This is a genomic window from Enterobacter cloacae complex sp. SHL012 (assembly GCF_049237505.1).
GTDB classification, from domain to species: domain Bacteria; phylum Pseudomonadota; class Gammaproteobacteria; order Enterobacterales; family Enterobacteriaceae; genus Enterobacter; species Enterobacter kobei.
Genome location: NZ_JBMKIZ010000009.1, coordinates 60,169 through 75,989 on the forward strand (window position 1 = coordinate 60,169; position 15,821 = coordinate 75,989).

Here is a 15,821-nt window from a genome sequence, read left to right on the forward strand (position 1 = left end):
CAACGGAGGGCCAGTTTCCCGGCCCATCACCTTTACACGCGTTCCACGCCAATCAGAATGGCGGTTTCCGGATCGAGAATCGGCAGCGCAATGCCCGCCTGCATCAGCCACTCACCGCTCACCGTTTGCGGTGTTTCCATCCACTCCGGCAGCTTGCGCATGGTGTGCCCGCCTTCGCCCGTAATTTGAATATTCGGATGATCGAGCAGCGCGACGCGGTACTGCGCGCTGGCCTCCAGCCCCGGCATGCGCAGCGGCATCATCAGGCTGTAATCCGGCATCGCGAGCTGGCTGACCATAAATAGCCCCTGCGCCTTGTCTTCGCTCACAATCCCCTGCGCCAGCGTGGTGGCGTCCGGCATATCAATCCGCCATTGGGTGCCGTGGTGGATCACCTCTCGCCACTGCTTGTGCAGCGCGGCGTAATGTCGATACCCCTCGCGCTCCTGCGCGTCCACGGTGAGCGGATCCAGCTCCAGCCCCATATGGCCAAACATCGCCGTCAGGCCGCGGAATTCAATGCTGTGCTGGCGGAAGGTGGCGTGGCATTTATGATGACCGATATGCGCCCCCATCACCTCCGGCGGGAAAAAATAGCTCATGCCACGCTGGATGGTGCTGCGCTCCAGCGCGTCGTTGTTGTCGGACGCCCAGAAGCGATGGCTCCGGCTCAGCACTTCGTAATCAATGCGCCCGCCGCCGGAAGAGCAGGATTCGAATTCAATATGCGGGAAGCGCTCGCCCAGCACGTCCAGCAGCCGGTAAAACTGACGGGTCTGGGCGTCGGCGGCGGCTTTACCGTTGTGTCCCGGCTGCACCAGCTCGCGGTTCATGTCCCATTTCACGTAGTCGATCGCATGCTCGCCCAGCAGCCAGCTCATGCGTTCCACAAGATAATCAAAAGCCTGCGGAATGTTGAGGTTGAGCACCAGCTGATGACGCCCGGTCGCCTGGGCATAGCCCGGCAGCGCCAGCACCCAGTCAGGATGCGCGCGATACAGATCGGAGTCCGGGTTGATCATCTCCGGCTCAACCCAGATACCAAACTCCATGCCGAGCCGTTTGACGTGGTCAATCACCGGCGTCAGGCCATTCGGATATTTTTTCTCATCCAGATACCAGTCGCCCAGCGCGGCGTGGTCGTCATTGCGGCCTTTGAACCAGCCGTCGTCAATAATAAAGCGCTCCACGCCCAGCGTGGCGGCCTCGTCGGCCATGCGCATGATGTAATCCGGATCGTGGTTGAAGTAGATCCCCTCCCAGGTATTGAGGTGTACCGGACGCGGTTTATTTTCCGGGAAGCGGATGACGTTGTCGCGCAGGTAGCGATGGAAAGACTGGCTCATGCCGTTCAGGCCCCGCGGGGAGTAGCTGGCATACAGGCGCGGTGTCCAGAGCGTATCGCCCTCTTCTATCGCCATTTCCCCCGACAGGTAGAGCGCTTCGGCCTGAATATAACGGCGACCGTCGGTTTTCGCTTCCGCGCGCAGGCGATGGTTCCCGCTCCAGCCCAGATGCACGCCCCAGACGTCACCCTGCATTTCGCTGAACGATGGCGTACCGGCTATCAGTGCAGGAAAGTGTTCGTGGGAGGTTTTACCCCGGCGGTTTTCAATCACAACGCTGTCGTGCTCAAGGTTTACGCGGTGCGGCTGGAACTCTCTGATCCAGCGTCCGTGGAAGGCCATCACCTCCCGGGCGCGCTCGGCCACCGGCAGCGTGACGGCAAAGCGGTCAACCTGCCAGGGACGTGCTTTCAGGTTCGTTAAACCGTGACGAACCACCAGCACGCCGCTGTCGTCCAGCGCCAGCTCGCTGGTCAGACGCAGGCCCGCATAGTCATCTTCAGCGGTAATCGTCAGGGTGTTTAATTCCTGCTGTACCCGCGTAGTTCTGAATACCGGGGAACCGTCCAGCCCCTGTCGGTGCCCCTCAATACCCGGCGAGCCAAACAGGCCATGCCCGAGTTCAGCCATCAGCGTAACCGGAGAATCGACATCCAGCCTGCCGTTAGCAACGGGCCGGGAAAGGGTTTCAGCATTTTGTGGCGAAAAGTACTGAAGATGCGGCCCCCAGTAAATAATTTCGGCGAACGGGCGCGTTTTTATCACCACATCTACCGTCGCGCTTTCAAGTCGTAAAATAGAATCTTGCATCAGACATCTCCTATCATGGGATGCCTTGAGTTTTTATCCGAAACGTTTCGGATACAAACCAAAACGTTTCGGTTTTGTGATCGGGTTTAGAAAATGGAGATATTCAGGCCGTCTGGCCGGGGGAGAATTCCGGTTGCCAGAGCACCTGAAGCTGCGCAATATCGTCGCCGTTAATTAGCCGGCGGACCATGTCGGCAATCTGTTTTCCGACACCCTGACGGGTGGACTGGATCACCGACGCCACGTCGGTATCGACGATACTGTCCTGCGGCAGTCCGTCGTAGACCACCAGCGACACGGCGTTGTCGCCGGATAAACGCCCCAGCTGTTCGAGCGCCATCGCCGCCCCGTCGCCGTGGGTGTTGCAGTCAGTAATGATCGCCGTGGGCGGTTGCGGCAGGGCAAGCAGTTCTTTCGTGGTGGCATATCCCACGCGGCGCGACGGCGGCATGGCGCGCAGCCATTCGCTGGAAAGCCCGGCTTCCCGCAGAGCGTCCAGATAGCCCTGACGGCGCTGGGTGATAAATGCCTGATTATTGCTTTCGCCGAGCAGCGCAATACGCTGATGGCCTTTCTCAATCAGCCAGCGGGTAGCATTGTACGTACCGGCATAGTTATCGAAATCAAACCACGCGTAAGGCTGCGGCAGCTGGCTGCGCCCAAGCGCCAGGAAAGGGAACCCGGCGGCCTGCAGCTGCTCAAGCCGCGGATCGCGATCCAGCGTATGCGCCACAATCAGCGCGTCGACGCGCCGGCTCTGTACCATGCGCATATAGCTGTGCTTATCCGCCAGATCGTCATCGGCAATGAGCAGTAAGTCGATCTCATGTCGCGCCAGTTCGTGGCTAATTTCGCCGACCATGTCCATAAATACGCTGTTATTGAGCGGAACAGGATGTACGGGAAACACCAGCCCGACCGCGTCAATTTTGCCCATCTTCAGGCGACGGGCGAAGGTGTTAGGTCGGTAACCACGGCGCTGAGCCTCGGCTTCCACGCGGGCGCGCGTCTCAGCAGAGACGTCGTCATAGCCGTTGAGGGCGCGGCTGACGGTCGTAATGGAGAGTCCCAGCTCTTTGGCAATGGCTTTAAGCGACATGATTTTCCGTATCTACGTTAATTTTGTTCCGCCACCAGCAACGCATGCGTGTCTGGCTCCAGCGCCTTAAAAATGTGCGGCTGGTCGGCGGGGTAACAGATGTAATCCCCGGCGGCGAGCTCCTCTGCCGCATCCAGCAGGCCGACCAGGGCCCTTCCCTGCATGACGATAATATGTTCTACCGAGCCAGGCGAATGCGGCTGAGAAATGCGGTCTGCACCCGGCTGGGTCATCAGGAGATAGACATCCCGTCGCGCGCCTGGCGGGCACGCAGCCAGCAGTATGGCTTCATAGTTTGCCTGTCCGGCAACCACTTTCGTTCCTTCACCACGGCGGATCACCTGCGTGCTCGGCAACTGTGGCTCCAGCAAACGGGCGAAGGGAATATCCAGCGCCACGCAGAGCGACCACAGCGTCTCCAGGCTGGGGTTGCCGTTGCCGGATTCCAGCTGGGAAAGCGTGGATTTAGCGATCCCGGCACGGCGGGCAATTTCCGCCAGTGAAAGCCCGGTTCGCAGGCGTTCTCGCACCAGGCTTTTGGCGATTACGCTAATTGGCTGCGTCATATAACGGCCCTTTTGTTCTATAAATCGAACGAATCGTTCGTCTTGAAAAACAGTTCTGTTGCGTTCATTATAATGGATACACGTTCGATATGGCTAAAATTGTATGAAGCATCATCTCTCCTGCCTGAAAGGCGACACGATAAAAGCAATCATCCTGGTTTGCCTCGCGGTCGGCGTGGTCGGGATGTCTTACGGCTCACTGGCGATGGCCTACGGTTTCCCGCTTTGGGTGCCGTTTGTTCTCTCGCTCACCGTCCTCGCGGGCGCATCGGAATTTATGTTTATCGGCATTGTGGCCAGCGGCGGTAACCCTCTGGCGGCGGCGGCAGCCGGTTTGCTGGTCAACGCACGCCATGTGCCGTTTGGCGTGACGGTGCGTGAACTGGTAGGCAAGCGCGGCCTGAGCCTGTTGGGCTGCCACATTATGAATGACGAAAGCGTGGTGTTTGGCCTGTCGCAAAAAACGCCCGAGCAGCGTAAGGCGGCGTACTGGTTATGTGGTTTAGGCGTGGCAATTATCTGGCCGGTGGGCGCCTTGCTGGGCGCCATGGTCGGTAAGCTGCTCCCGGCCCCGGAAACCATCGGGCTGGATGCGGTCTTTCCGGCCATTCTGCTGGCGTTAGTGGTTCCCGCGTTTAAAAACCGTACCACGTTAATCCGCGCCTGTAGCGGTGCCGTGCTATCCCTGGCTGCCGTACCGTTTGCCCCGGTGGGATTACCGGTGCTGCTCTCTTTACTCGGTCTCGCTGCGAGGAAGAAATAATGGAAAATATGACGATTTTTATTCTCGGCATCGCCATTTTGTCTGCGGGAACCTATTTGATGCGTCTCGGCGGAGCAAAACTCGGCAACCGACTGGCACTCTCTGAACGATCTCAGGCGCTGCTGTCAGATGCGGCAACGGTGTTGCTGTTTTCTGTGGCACTGGCGACCACATTTTATGAAGGGGAACATTTCGCCGGGATGGCGCGCGTGCTGGGCGTGGCGTTTGCGGTATTTCTGGCGTGGCGAAAAATGCCATTGATTGTGGTGATCATCGCGGCGGCAGTAGTGACGGCGCTACTGCGCGTGGCGGGCATAAACTAAAAAAGCGCCCCGGGGGCGCTCTTTCGACGGTGTGACTGGCTTATTTATTCAGTTCAGCAGTCATGTGTACGCGGTTACCCGTGAATGCCTGGGTAATTTTGTAGGATGATGCACCCGCTTCCTGAGCCTGCGCCGCGATTTTAGCTTCTGCACCGTCGATGGTAGAGGCGGTTGCGGTCACAGTCTGTGCAGCGAAAGAACCGAAAGAAGCAGCCAGAGCGATTACAGCGACAAAAGTTTTGATGCTTTTCATGATATAAACCCTTTCGTTAAGTTGTTTTGGTAAGGCACCGTGCCTTGATGAGATAAATACTAGACCTCATCTCGAACAACTAAAAGCGGAAGGATTTGCTATTATCATTCAAAATTACTGAACTTAAAAAAACATTATTCATTGCGCTGATTTCTGTTTCCTGATGTCCTGAACGTCAGCCTTTTTCAGGGAGAAAAACGCCAATGCAAAGCAGAAAACAACCCTCATTCCTCATCAGACATAGTACTGCCGTCCATTTTATCGCTTATGCGGGCGCCATTTTTGTCATAACGCCCTTTAACAGTAAAGCGATGCCCGTCTTCGTCTGGATGGCCATGCTGATAGCCTGCGCTATCATCATTTCCTCACGCATAAAACCCCTCACGCTGTTGCAGCTGTCCCAAATGGAATGGGGTGAATACAAAAAAATAGCGGGCTCGACGCTGATGTCTTCTCTGCTGTTTTTAACATCGTGCGTGGCATTTAAATATTTCGCCGGAAATGGCCTGGAGCTACCCGTCACGCTCGCGATCGGGACGGTGGGATGTATCTACTATTCCATCACCCTCTATCTGGACGCCGTGGATGATGACAGAAAGAAAATTGCGAAAAAGGCTTTCACCCTTACACGTGGTGTATGGCTGTTAATTTCCTTCATCTGCTACATACTGGCGCGAAAGGTCTTTATGGACGTCACGGATGTCACCTACGAGGCGACTTTCAATAAAATTACGTCGTTTGGGTTCTTTTTAATCTTCTGCACCTTATTCTTTTCCATGGTATTTCTGCTATTCACGATGGCGCTTCCCTTGTTGCAGAATTCATCGGTCCAGTTTAACGTCATGGCGATTTCTGCCCCCCTTTTCTGCGCTGGCTATATCTTCTTTATTGCCTATAACGTCAATACCAGCCGGGTGCTTGAATACGTCCTCAATGTGACAATCGATTACGACACTCGGGATACGTTTTACTGTAACAATGAATATCGAATTCTCAACGACTATCCCAATGCGCGCTTTATGATGGTAGGTGAAGGTAATTATCGCGTGTTTACGCCAAAAAAGCGGGATTACGGGATCTGGCGTCTGACCTGTAAAAACGTCGCGCCTTTTTATTCCCTGGTAGAGGTTCAGGATAGAAAAGATATTGTTAAAAAAGAGAAAAAATAAAAAAGCGCCCCGGGGGCGCTCTTTCGACGGTGTGACTGGCTTATTTATTCAGTTCAGCAGTCATGTGTACGCGGTTACCCGTGAATGCCTGGGTAATTTTGTAGGATGATGCACCCGCTTCCTGAGCATGTGCCGCGATTTTAGCTTCTGCACCGTCGATGGTAGAGGCGGTTGCGGTCACAGTCTGTGCAGCGAAAGAACCGAAAGAAGCAGCCAGAGCGATTACAGCGACAAAAGTTTTGATGCTTTTCATGATATAAACCCTTTCGTTAAGTTGTTTTGGTAAGGCACCGTGCCTTGATGAGATAAATACTAGACCTCATCCCGAACAACTAAAAGCGGAAGGTTTTGCCTGAAACATTCAAAATTATTGATCAACTATTAATCGCTGTGGATGGGTATAGATTGTTGCCCTTCCCGGCTTGCAGAAGCCGACCAGCGTCAGGTTGCAGCGCTCCGCCACTTCCACCGCCAGCGTTGTGGCCGCCGATACCGCAAACAGGATTTCCACACCGCACATTGCGGACTTTTGCACCATCTCATAACTTGCACGGCTGGAAACAAGCGCCGCGCCCTGTTGCCAGACCTCGCTTTCTCGCGCCCGGCGTCCCAGCAGCTTATCCAGCGCGACATGGCGGCCCACGTCTTCATGCCCTCCGGCAATATCGCCCGACGGCAACACCCACGCCGCCGCATGCGTACAACCGCTCAACTGGCCGATGGGCTGTACGTCGTTGAGATGCTCAAGCGCATGATCAAGGTGTGCCAGATTGAAGGTCTGGGTAAACGGCAATGGCGCAACGGGCTTGCCGATATCATTGAGCTGCTCAACGCCACACACGCCGCAGCCGGTGCGTCCGGCCAGCGCGCGGCGGCGCTCTTTCAACCCCATAAAGCGACGGCTGGAGAGTTCGATTTGCACTTCAAGACCGTTACACGCCTTCACCACGTCCATCCCGTAGATCTCCTGCGGATGCGCAATAATGCCTTCCGAGAGAGAAAAGCCAATGGCGAACAGGTCGAGATCTTTCGGCGAAGCCATCATCACCACATGCGAAATACCGTTGTAAACAAGCGCAACAGGCACTTCTTCCGCCAGCAAATCGGGCGTGGCGTGGGTAATGTGGGGCGGTCTGCGTACCGACAGTTCCACAATGCCTGCAGGCAGTGGCGACGAGTGGGTAGCACGGTTTTGTTTAGACACAGCGGTATTCCTGAACAACCACGGAGGTGAGCCTGCTATTGCAGCATAAACAACAGGCCTTACGCATAGTATGGATCAACTTTTCGACAATCATTCTCCTACTCATTTAGAAGGGGTGCAACCCGGCCAGCGCTACACCGCTTTAACATGCAGAAGCAATAGCGTGATCTGTATCACACTTTATAATCAACATGGTGATAATACGTTCACTTTGTATTAACGCCATTAGAACAGGTGTACCGACATTGTGGTATTCTGATGATATCCCTCGGAGAAATGAGGGATTAACGCAAATTTTTTCCTTTGCGGTCATTCTTCAACCGCGAAGTCAAAACTACATATGTAAGCAATGTCGAAACAAGGAGTGACCCATGCAGGTCAGCAGAAGGCAGTTCTTTAAGATCTGCGCTGGCGGTATGGCAGGCACAACGGCAGCAGCACTGGGCTTTGCGCCCGGCGTCGCGCTGGCGGAAACGCGGCAGTATAAACTGCTGCGCACCCGTGAAACCCGTAATACCTGTACGTACTGCTCTGTCGGTTGCGGGCTGTTAATGTATAGCCTCGGCGACGGTGCTAAAAACGCCAAAGCGTCTATTTTCCATATCGAAGGTGACCCGGATCACCCGGTCAACCGCGGCGCGCTGTGTCCGAAAGGGGCCGGTCTGGTGGACTTTATCCACTCTGAAAGCCGCCTGAAGTTCCCTGAATATCGTGCGCCTGGCTCCGACAAATGGCAGCAAATCAGCTGGGAAGAGGCGTTTGACCGCATCGCTAAACATATTAAAGAAGACCGTGATGCGAACTTCATTGAGAAGAACGCCGACGGCGTGACGGTCAACCGCTGGCTCTCCACCGGGATGCTGTGTGCTTCAGCGTCCAGTAATGAAACCGGCTATTTAACCCAGAAATTTACGCGCGCACTCGGTATGCTCGCGGTCGACAACCAGGCGCGTGTCTGACACGGACCAACGGTAGCAAGTCTTGCTCCAACATTTGGTCGCGGTGCGATGACCAACCACTGGGTCGACATCAAGAACGCCAACCTTATTGTGGTGATGGGCGGTAACGCCGCTGAAGCGCACCCTGTCGGGTTCCGCTGGGCGATGGAAGCCAAAATCCACAACGGTGCGAAACTGATTGTGATCGATCCCCGCTTCACGCGTACAGCGTCAGTGGCGGATTTCTACACCCCTATTCGTTCAGGTACTGACATCACTTTCCTGTCAGGCGTATTGCTGTACCTGATGACCAACGAAAAATACAACCGCGAATACACCGAAGCCTATACCAACGCCAGCCTGATCGTGCGTGAGGATTACCACTTCGAAGATGGCCTGTTCAGCGGTTACGACGCCGAAAAACGCAAGTACGACAAAACCAGCTGGAACTACGAGCTGGATGAGAAAGGCTTTGCGAAACGCGATACCACCCTGCAACACCCGCGCTGCGTGTGGAACCTGCTGAAAGAGCACGTCTCCCGCTACACGCCGGAGGTGGTCGAAAACATCTGTGGTACGCCGAAGGCGGACTTCCTGAAGGTCTGCGAGCTGATCGCCGAAACCAGCGCGAAAGATAAAACCGCGTCGTTCCTCTACGCCCTCGGCTGGACGCAACACTCCATCGGTGCGCAGAACATCCGTACCATGGCGATGGTTCAGCTCCTGCTCGGCAACATGGGCATGGCAGGCGGCGGCGTGAACGCCCTGCGCGGTCACTCCAACATTCAGGGTCTGACCGACCTCGGCCTGCTGTCTCAAAGCCTGACAGGTTATATGAACCTGCCAAGCGAGAAACAAACCGACCTGCAAACCTACCTGACGGCCAGCACGCCAAAACCGCTGCTCGAAGGCCAGGTGAACTACTGGGGCAACTATCCGAAGTTCTTCGTCTCGCTGATGAAAGCCTTCTACGGCGACAAGGCGACGGCGGAAAACAGCTGGGGCTTTGACTGGCTGCCGAAGTGGGACAAAGGCTACGACGTGCTTCAGTACTTCGAGATGATGCATCAGGGCCAGGTCAACGGCTATATCTGCCAGGGCTTTAACCCGGTGGCCTCGTTCCCGAACAAGAACAAGGTTGTTGAGTCCCTGTCGAAACTGAAGTTCCTGGTGACGATTGACCCGCTCAATACTGAAACCTCGACCTTCTGGCAGAACCACGGCGAATCGAACGACGTCGATCCGTCGAAGATTCAGACCGAAGTGTTCCGTCTGCCATCCACCTGCTTCGCGGAAGAGAACGGGTCTATTGTCAACTCCGGCCGCTGGCTGCAGTGGCACTGGAAAGGTGCGGACGCCCCGGGCATCGCCATGAACGACGGCGAGATCCTGGCCGGTATTTTCTTACGCCTGCGCAAGATGTACGCGGCTGAAGGTGGCGCGAACCCGGAACCGGTGTTGAACATGACCTGGAACTACTCGACGCCTGAAAATCCTGCGCCGGAAGAAGTGGCGATGGAGAGCAACGGCAAGGCACTGGCGGATGTTATCGACCCGGCCACCGGCACCGTGCTGGCGAAGAAAGGCGATCAGCTCAGTACCTTCGCCCATCTGCGCGATGACGGTACAACGTCAAGCGGCTGTTGGATCTTCGCTGGTAGCTGGACGCCGAAAGGCAACCAGATGGCCAACCGCGACAACGCCGACCCGTCGGGCCTCGGCAATACGCTGGGCTGGGCGTGGGCGTGGCCGCTTAACCGTCGCATCCTCTATAACCGTGCCTCCGCTGACCCGCAGGGCAACCCGTGGGATCCGAAGCGTCAGCTTCTGAAGTGGGACGGCGCGAAATGGGGCGGCGTAGATATTCCGGACTACAGCACTGCCGCACCAGGCAGCGATGTCGGACCGTTTATCATGCAGCCTGAAGGGATGGGACGTCTGTTTGCCATTGATAAGATGGCAGAAGGGCCGTTCCCGGAACACTACGAGCCGTTTGAGACGCCGCTGGGCACTAACCCGCTGCACCCGAACGTGGTCTCTAACCCGGCAGCGCGTATCTTCAAGGGCGACTTTGAAGCGCTGGGTAAAAAAGACAAGTTCCCGTACGTGGGCACCACCTATCGTCTGACCGAGCACTTCCACTACTGGACCAAGCACGCGCTGCTTAACGCCATCGCGCAGCCGGAGCAGTTTGTGGAGATCGGCGAGAAGCTGGCGAACAAGCTCGGCATCGCTCATGGCGATACCGTGAAGGTCTCCTCTAACCGCGGCTACATTAAAGCCAAGGCGGTGGTGACCAAGCGTATTCGCACGCTGAACGTTCATGGTCAGCAGGTGGATACCATCGGTATCCCAATTCACTGGGGTTATGAGGGCGTGGCGAAGAAAGGGTTCATTGCGAATACCCTGACGCCGTTCGTCGGTGATGCGAACACGCAGACGCCGGAGTTTAAGGCCTTCCTCGTGAACGTGGAAAAGGTGTAACGGAGACGACTTATGGCTTATCAATCTCAAGACATTATCCGTCGTTCCGCGACTAACGGTTTCACGCCCGCGCCTCAGGCGCGGGACCACCAGCAGGAAGTGGCGAAACTTATCGACGTGACCACCTGTATCGGCTGTAAAGCCTGTCAGGTGGCCTGCTCTGAGTGGAACGATCTGCGTGACGAAGTGGGTCACAACGTTGGGGTGTACGACAACCCTGCGGACCTGACCGCCAAGTCCTGGACGGTGATGCGTTTCTCGGAAGTGGAGCAGAACGACAAACTGGAATGGCTTATCCGCAAAGATGGCTGTATGCACTGCGCGGATCCGGGCTGCCTGAAGGCATGCCCGTCAGAAGGGGCTATCATTCAGTATGCCAACGGCATCGTCGACTTCCAGTCCGAGCAGTGCATCGGCTGCGGCTACTGCATTGCGGGCTGTCCGTTCGACGTACCGCGCCTGAACCCGGAAGACAACCGCGTCTACAAATGCACGCTGTGCGTTGACCGCGTCACTGTCGGCCAGGAGCCCGCGTGCGTGAAGACCTGCCCAACCGGCGCTATCCACTTTGGCTCTAAAGAGGATATGAAAACGCTGGCGGCAGAGCGCGTGGACGAGCTGAAAACCCGTGGTTACGACAATGCGGGCCTGTACGATCCGGCCGGTGTTGGTGGTACGCATGTGATGTATGTGCTGCACCATGCCGACAAGCCGAATCTGTATCACGGCCTGCCGGAGAACCCGGAAATCAGCGCCACCGTGAAGTTCTGGAAAGGCATCTGGAAACCGCTGGCCGCGGTAGGTTTTGCTGCCACCTTCGCAGCGAGCATCTTCCACTACGTCGGCGTCGGTCCGAACCGTGCGGAAGAGGAAGACGACAACCTGCATGAAGAGAAAGACGAGGTGCGCAAATGAGAAAACGTGACACCATCGTGCGCTACACCGCGCCGGAACGCATCAACCACTGGGTCACCGCCTTCTGCTTCATGCTGGCGGCGATAAGCGGGCTGGGGTTCTTCTTCCCCTCCTTCAACTGGCTGATGCAGATCATGGGGACACCACAACTGGCGCGTATACTGCACCCGTTTGTTGGCGTCATCATGTTCGCGTCGTTCATCATCATGTTTTTCCGCTACTGGCACCATAACCTAATCAATCGGGATGATATCTTTTGGGCGAAGAATATTCGTAAGATCGTCGTCAACGAGGAAGTAGGTGATACCGGGCGTTATAACTTCGGTCAGAAATGCGTATTCTGGGCGGCGATTATCTTCCTGGTCCTGTTGCTGGTCAGCGGCGTGATCATCTGGCGTCCGTATTTTGCGCCTGCTTTCTCAATCCCGGTGATCCGATTCGCGCTGATGCTGCATTCATTTGCCGCAGTGGCGCTAATTGTGGTTATCATGGTGCATATTTACGCCGCCCTCTGGGTGAAAGGCACCATTACCGCGATGGTGGAAGGCTGGGTAACCAGTACGTGGGCGAAGAAACATCACCCGCGCTGGTACCGTGAAGTCCGCCAGAAACAGGAAAAGTCATCTGAATGAGTATTCGCATAATCCCGCAAGATGAGCTGGGGTCGAGCGAGAAACGTACGGCGGAGTATATTCCGCCGTTGTTATTCCCCAGACTCAAGAACCTCTACAACCGCCGCGCAGAGCGTCTGCGCGAGCTGGCAGAGAACAACCCGCTGGGCGATTTTCTGCGTTTTGCTGCGCTTGTCGCCCACGCGCAGGAAGTGGTGCTGTACGACCACCCACTGCAAATGGACCTGACTGCGCGCATCAAAGAAGCCAATGAGCAGGGCAAGCCGCCGCTGGATATTCACGTCCTGCCGCGCGACAAGCACTGGCACAAGCTGCTGCATTCGCTGATTGCCGAGCTGAAGCCCGAAATGAGCGGTACTGCGCTTGCGGTCATTGAGAACCTGGAAAAAGCGTCCGAACAGGAGCTGGAAGAGATGGCGAGTGCGCTGTTTGCTTCCGACTTCTCGCTGGTCAGCAGTGATAAAGCGCCGTTTATCTGGGCGGCACTGTCGCTCTACTGGGCGCAGATGGCAAGCCTGATCCCCGGCAAAGCCCGCGCCGAGTACGGCGAAGCGCGCCAGTTCTGCCCGGTGTGCGGTTCCATGCCGGTCTCCAGCATGGTACAGATTGGCACCACCCAGGGGCTGCGCTACCTGCACTGCAACCTGTGCGAAACCGAATGGCACGTCGTGCGCGTGAAGTGCAGCAACTGCGAGCAGACCCGCGATCTCAACTACTGGTCGCTGGAAAATGAAGAAGCGGCAGTGAAAGCCGAAAGCTGCGGCGACTGTGGGACCTACCTGAAGATTCTGTATCAGGAAAAAGACCCGAAAGTCGAAGCGGTAGCCGACGATCTCGCCTCGCTGATTCTGGACGCCAAAATGGAGCAGGAGGGCTTCGCCCGCAGCTCAATCAACCCGTTCCTGTTCCCGGGTGAAGGGGAGTAATCTCCCGTAACCGTGCCGGGCGGCGCAAGCTTGCCCGGCCAGTCATACCCGCTTTAATCCGCTTCCGTACTTTCCCCCACTTTCAGATTTTATTTAGCCGCTACGCGTAGAAAAGTCGCTGTGACTTCGTCACGATCCCTTGCAAGAAAACATTACATTTTGTAAGGGAAAATGTTGAAAAGGGAATTTCGACCAGTCGCAACGAAGCGCACCGGCTTTTTTATCTGTGCCGTTCTCAGCCTTTCATCGGGTGCCAGCGCCGCACCGGGTGATGAACCGTTTATCCTGCAACAGCAGCGTCAGCAGGCGCTGGAAACCCAACTGACGCCCCAGGCGCCTGACGTTCGGCTGCAATCTCCGGCAACACGTAACGAAAGCGGCGAATTTGCCGCCGAAACGCCCTGCTTCACCATCCATGACGTGACGCTGACGGGGCATAACGCCCTCCCGCACTGGGTACCGCTGCAGCGCATCGCGAATCAGTCCGTCGGGAAGTGCCTCGGCGCACGGGGTATCAACCACGTGATGAGCCTGCTGCAAAACCGGCTGATCGCCCACGGCTGGACAACCGCACGCGTGCTGGCTCCCGCTCAGGATTTAAAAAGCGGCCATTTAACACTGGCCGTTATTCCGGGGAAAATACGCCACGTCACATTGACCGATAACAGCCGTCGCGGGTTATGGCTTTACAGCGCCTTCCCGGCACATGACGGTAATCTGCTCGACCTGCGGGATATCGAGCAGGGTCTGGAGAACCTTCAGCGTCTGCCCACCGTCCAGGTTGAGATGGATATCGTTCCGGCTGAACAGCCGGGTGAGAGCGATATCGTGATTACCCGCCAGCAGAGCAAATTCTGGCGGCTTGGCCTGTCGCTTGATGATTCTGGCTCGTCGTCAACGGGCCGCTATCAGGGTGGGCTAACGCTGTCGCTGGATAACCCGCTGGCGCTGAGCGATCTCTTCTGGTTTTCCATTAACCATGACCTTCAAACCGGGCCGGAAAAAGGCAACCAAAACCTCAGCGCCCACTGGTCTGTTCCCGTGGGCTGGTGGGCATTTTCCGTTACCGGCAGCGATTACCACTATCACCAGACCGTGGCGGGGCTAAACGGCGACATTCGGTACAGCGGCAAAAGCCAGAGTCTGGTGGCGCAGGCCAGCCGGGTTCTGCATCGCAGCAGCGCCCAAAAAACCACGTTCACCTGGGACGTGGAGAGCCGGACAACGAAAAACTACATCAACGACACGGAAGTGGAAGTTCAGCGCCGCCACGTCTCTTCATGGAAGGCCGGGCTTCAGCATCGCCACTATATCGGCCCCGCCACGGTTGATGCTGGCATCAGCTACCAGCGCGGCACGCGATGGTTTGGCGCCCAGCCAGCCCCCGAAGAAACGTTCGATGAAGCCACCGCGCTGGGCCGAATTCTTCGCACCAACGCACGCCTGAGCCTGCCGTTCGCACTCAGCACGCAGCACTTGCGTTACGACGTAGCCTGGCAGCGTCAGACCAGCAACACGCCGCTCACTTCACAGGATCAGTTCGCCATCGGCGGGCGCTGGACGGTGCGCGGCTTCGACGGCGAACGCACGCTCAACGCCGATCGCGGCTGGCTGGTTCGAAACGATCTCTCCTGGCAGACCCCGCTTGCCGGAACCGAGCTCTATCTGGCTGCCGACTATGGCGAGGTCGCTGGCAACGGTACGGAATACCTGGCGGGCAACCATCTTGCGGGTGGCGCGGCGGGCTTGCGCGGTGCGCTCTGGAAAGTGGGATACGACGCCTTCGCGGGCGTGCCGTTCTCCCACCCGGACGGTTTTAAAACCAGCCCGGCAACCTTCGGCTTCAACCTCAACATGGATTTCTGAGTATGCGCTATGGCGAATTGACGGTTCATTGTCCGCAGCTCGAGGACGTCGCGCTAAGTGAAGCCGAAGTGCTGGGCGCGTCGGTCTGGCTCTGGATGCATTCCCTCAACCACCGTGACGCGCCGCTGCACGTCCTGCCCGTGGTGCTCTTGCCCATCATTAAACGCCAGCAGTACGTGCTGATAGAGGAGAAAGGACGCCCGATCTTTTTCCTGAGCTGGGCATGGATGAGCGAAGAAGCCGAACGCCGCTATCTCACCCAGGAGACGGTCGTCCTGCCGGAAGAAGACTGGTGTAACGGCGATCGGATGTGGTTTCGCGATTTTATTGCCCCCTTTGGGCACGCGGAAGCCCTGTTTCGCCTGGTACGCGAGGAGATTTTTCCGCATCACGTTGCGCGCTTTCTGTGGCATCGCGGCAATGAGAAAGGCCGTCGTATCAAAACGTTTTATGGCAGGCAGGTCACGCGCGAAGCGCTGCTGAACTGGAAACACACGCACCCGCTGCACGGACAAAAATAAAAAGGA

At 56.7% G+C, this 15,821-nt stretch carries 15 protein-coding genes; 9 read left to right on the top strand and 6 right to left on the bottom strand.

Going from position 1 to position 15,821, the window contains the following annotated elements; translation table 11 throughout:
- Nucleotides 1-32: 32 nt before the first annotated feature.
- The 3 genes from ACOTY9_RS20620 to ACOTY9_RS20630 all read right to left on the bottom strand — a co-directional run bounded on the left by ACOTY9_RS20620 (nucleotide 33) and on the right by ACOTY9_RS20630 (nucleotide 3,821).
- A complete protein-coding gene (locus ACOTY9_RS20620) occupies nucleotides 33-2,156 on the bottom strand; it encodes an alpha-galactosidase (RefSeq protein ID WP_333110127.1) in 2,124 nt (707 codons plus the stop codon).
- Nucleotides 2,157-2,259: 103 nt separating this feature from the next.
- Nucleotides 2,260-3,255 carry a LacI family DNA-binding transcriptional regulator gene (locus ACOTY9_RS20625; protein ID WP_014885729.1) on the bottom strand — a complete coding sequence of 332 codons (996 nt, stop codon included), beginning with the start codon at nucleotides 3,253-3,255 and terminating at the stop codon, nucleotides 2,260-2,262.
- A gap of 17 nt (nucleotides 3,256-3,272) precedes the next feature.
- Nucleotides 3,273-3,821: a helix-turn-helix domain-containing protein gene (locus ACOTY9_RS20630; protein ID WP_014885730.1), complete on the bottom strand. Its 549-nt coding sequence runs from the start codon at nucleotides 3,819-3,821 to the stop codon at nucleotides 3,273-3,275.
- 103 nt (nucleotides 3,822-3,924) lie between these two features.
- Between ACOTY9_RS20630 and ACOTY9_RS20635 the strand changes: the two genes are divergently transcribed.
- Both ACOTY9_RS20635 and ACOTY9_RS20640 read left to right on the top strand, forming a co-directional pair.
- Complete coding sequence (locus ACOTY9_RS20635; RefSeq protein ID WP_014885731.1) at nucleotides 3,925-4,584, top strand: AzlC family ABC transporter permease; 660 nt, start codon at nucleotides 3,925-3,927, stop codon at nucleotides 4,582-4,584.
- Entirely contained in the window at nucleotides 4,584-4,907 is a 324-nt protein-coding gene (locus tag ACOTY9_RS20640) for an AzlD domain-containing protein (RefSeq protein WP_014885732.1), read from the top strand. The genes ACOTY9_RS20635 and ACOTY9_RS20640 overlap by 1 nt, the downstream gene beginning before the upstream one ends.
- Nucleotides 4,908-4,947: 40 nt before the next feature.
- Here ACOTY9_RS20640 and ACOTY9_RS20645 read toward each other — a convergent pair whose 3' ends face one another.
- Nucleotides 4,948-5,160 (bottom strand): DUF1471 domain-containing protein, encoded by a 213-nt coding sequence (locus ACOTY9_RS20645; RefSeq protein ID WP_014885733.1) that lies wholly within the window; start codon nucleotides 5,158-5,160, stop codon nucleotides 4,948-4,950.
- Nucleotides 5,161-5,363: 203 nt separating this feature from the next.
- On the opposite strand from ACOTY9_RS20645, the gene ACOTY9_RS20650 reads away from it, so the two are divergent.
- A complete protein-coding gene (locus tag ACOTY9_RS20650) occupies nucleotides 5,364-6,329 on the top strand; it encodes a hypothetical protein (RefSeq protein ID WP_226856251.1) in 966 nt (321 codons plus the stop codon).
- 40 nt (nucleotides 6,330-6,369) lie between these two features.
- On the opposite strand, the gene ACOTY9_RS20655 is transcribed toward ACOTY9_RS20650, so the two are convergent.
- Together ACOTY9_RS20655 and fdhD are read right to left on the bottom strand one after the other, a co-directional pair.
- On the bottom strand, nucleotides 6,370-6,582 hold the full coding sequence (locus ACOTY9_RS20655; protein ID WP_348566085.1) for a DUF1471 domain-containing protein: 213 nt from the start codon (nucleotides 6,580-6,582) through the stop codon (nucleotides 6,370-6,372).
- Nucleotides 6,583-6,696: 114 nt separating this feature from the next.
- Nucleotides 6,697-7,533, bottom strand: a complete 837-nt coding sequence (fdhD, locus tag ACOTY9_RS20660; protein WP_014885735.1) for a formate dehydrogenase accessory sulfurtransferase FdhD — start codon at nucleotides 7,531-7,533, stop codon at nucleotides 6,697-6,699.
- 371 nt (nucleotides 7,534-7,904) lie between these two features.
- Between fdhD and fdnG the strand changes: the two genes are divergently transcribed.
- From fdnG to ACOTY9_RS20690, 6 genes are all read left to right on the top strand, one after another.
- Complete coding sequence (fdnG, locus tag ACOTY9_RS20665; RefSeq protein WP_108444113.1) at nucleotides 7,905-10,955, top strand: formate dehydrogenase-N subunit alpha; 3,051 nt, start codon at nucleotides 7,905-7,907, stop codon at nucleotides 10,953-10,955.
- Between the two features lie 12 nt (nucleotides 10,956-10,967).
- Nucleotides 10,968-11,870, top strand: a complete 903-nt coding sequence (fdxH, locus tag ACOTY9_RS20670; RefSeq protein ID WP_045134862.1) for a formate dehydrogenase subunit beta — start codon at nucleotides 10,968-10,970, stop codon at nucleotides 11,868-11,870.
- Nucleotides 11,867-12,502: a formate dehydrogenase cytochrome b556 subunit gene (gene fdoI / locus ACOTY9_RS20675; RefSeq protein WP_008501832.1), complete on the top strand. Its 636-nt coding sequence runs from the start codon at nucleotides 11,867-11,869 to the stop codon at nucleotides 12,500-12,502. Before fdxH ends, fdoI begins: the two co-directional genes overlap by 4 nt.
- Nucleotides 12,499-13,428, top strand: a complete 930-nt coding sequence (fdhE, locus tag ACOTY9_RS20680) for a formate dehydrogenase accessory protein FdhE (protein WP_014885738.1) — start codon at nucleotides 12,499-12,501, stop codon at nucleotides 13,426-13,428. The genes fdoI and fdhE overlap by 4 nt, the downstream gene beginning before the upstream one ends.
- A gap of 171 nt (nucleotides 13,429-13,599) precedes the next feature.
- Nucleotides 13,600-15,294: a ShlB/FhaC/HecB family hemolysin secretion/activation protein gene (locus ACOTY9_RS20685; protein WP_045134861.1), complete on the top strand. Its 1,695-nt coding sequence runs from the start codon at nucleotides 13,600-13,602 to the stop codon at nucleotides 15,292-15,294.
- A gap of 2 nt (nucleotides 15,295-15,296) precedes the next feature.
- Nucleotides 15,297-15,815, top strand: a complete 519-nt coding sequence (locus ACOTY9_RS20690) for a toxin-activating lysine-acyltransferase (protein WP_023331620.1) — start codon at nucleotides 15,297-15,299, stop codon at nucleotides 15,813-15,815.
- The last annotated feature ends 6 nt before the right edge of the window (nucleotides 15,816-15,821 follow it).

Coding starts and splice junctions, on each gene's coding strand:
- ACOTY9_RS20620 (WP_333110127.1), bottom strand. CDS start 2,156: ATGCAAGATTCTATTTTACGACTTGAAAGCGCGACGGTAGATGTGGTG.
- ACOTY9_RS20625 (WP_014885729.1), bottom strand. CDS start 3,255: ATGTCGCTTAAAGCCATTGCCAAAGAGCTGGGACTCTCCATTACGACC.
- ACOTY9_RS20630 (WP_014885730.1), bottom strand. CDS start 3,821: ATGACGCAGCCAATTAGCGTAATCGCCAAAAGCCTGGTGCGAGAACGC.
- ACOTY9_RS20635 (WP_014885731.1), top strand. CDS start 3,925: ATGAAGCATCATCTCTCCTGCCTGAAAGGCGACACGATAAAAGCAATC.
- ACOTY9_RS20640 (WP_014885732.1), top strand. CDS start 4,584: ATGGAAAATATGACGATTTTTATTCTCGGCATCGCCATTTTGTCTGCG.
- ACOTY9_RS20645 (WP_014885733.1), bottom strand. CDS start 5,160: ATGAAAAGCATCAAAACTTTTGTCGCTGTAATCGCTCTGGCTGCTTCT.
- ACOTY9_RS20650 (WP_226856251.1), top strand. CDS start 5,364: ATGCAAAGCAGAAAACAACCCTCATTCCTCATCAGACATAGTACTGCC.
- ACOTY9_RS20655 (WP_348566085.1), bottom strand. CDS start 6,582: ATGAAAAGCATCAAAACTTTTGTCGCTGTAATCGCTCTGGCTGCTTCT.
- fdxH (WP_045134862.1), top strand. CDS start 10,968: ATGGCTTATCAATCTCAAGACATTATCCGTCGTTCCGCGACTAACGGT.
- fdoI (WP_008501832.1), top strand. CDS start 11,867: ATGAGAAAACGTGACACCATCGTGCGCTACACCGCGCCGGAACGCATC.
- fdhE (WP_014885738.1), top strand. CDS start 12,499: ATGAGTATTCGCATAATCCCGCAAGATGAGCTGGGGTCGAGCGAGAAA.
- ACOTY9_RS20685 (WP_045134861.1), top strand. CDS start 13,600: ATGTTGAAAAGGGAATTTCGACCAGTCGCAACGAAGCGCACCGGCTTT.
- ACOTY9_RS20690 (WP_023331620.1), top strand. CDS start 15,297: ATGCGCTATGGCGAATTGACGGTTCATTGTCCGCAGCTCGAGGACGTC.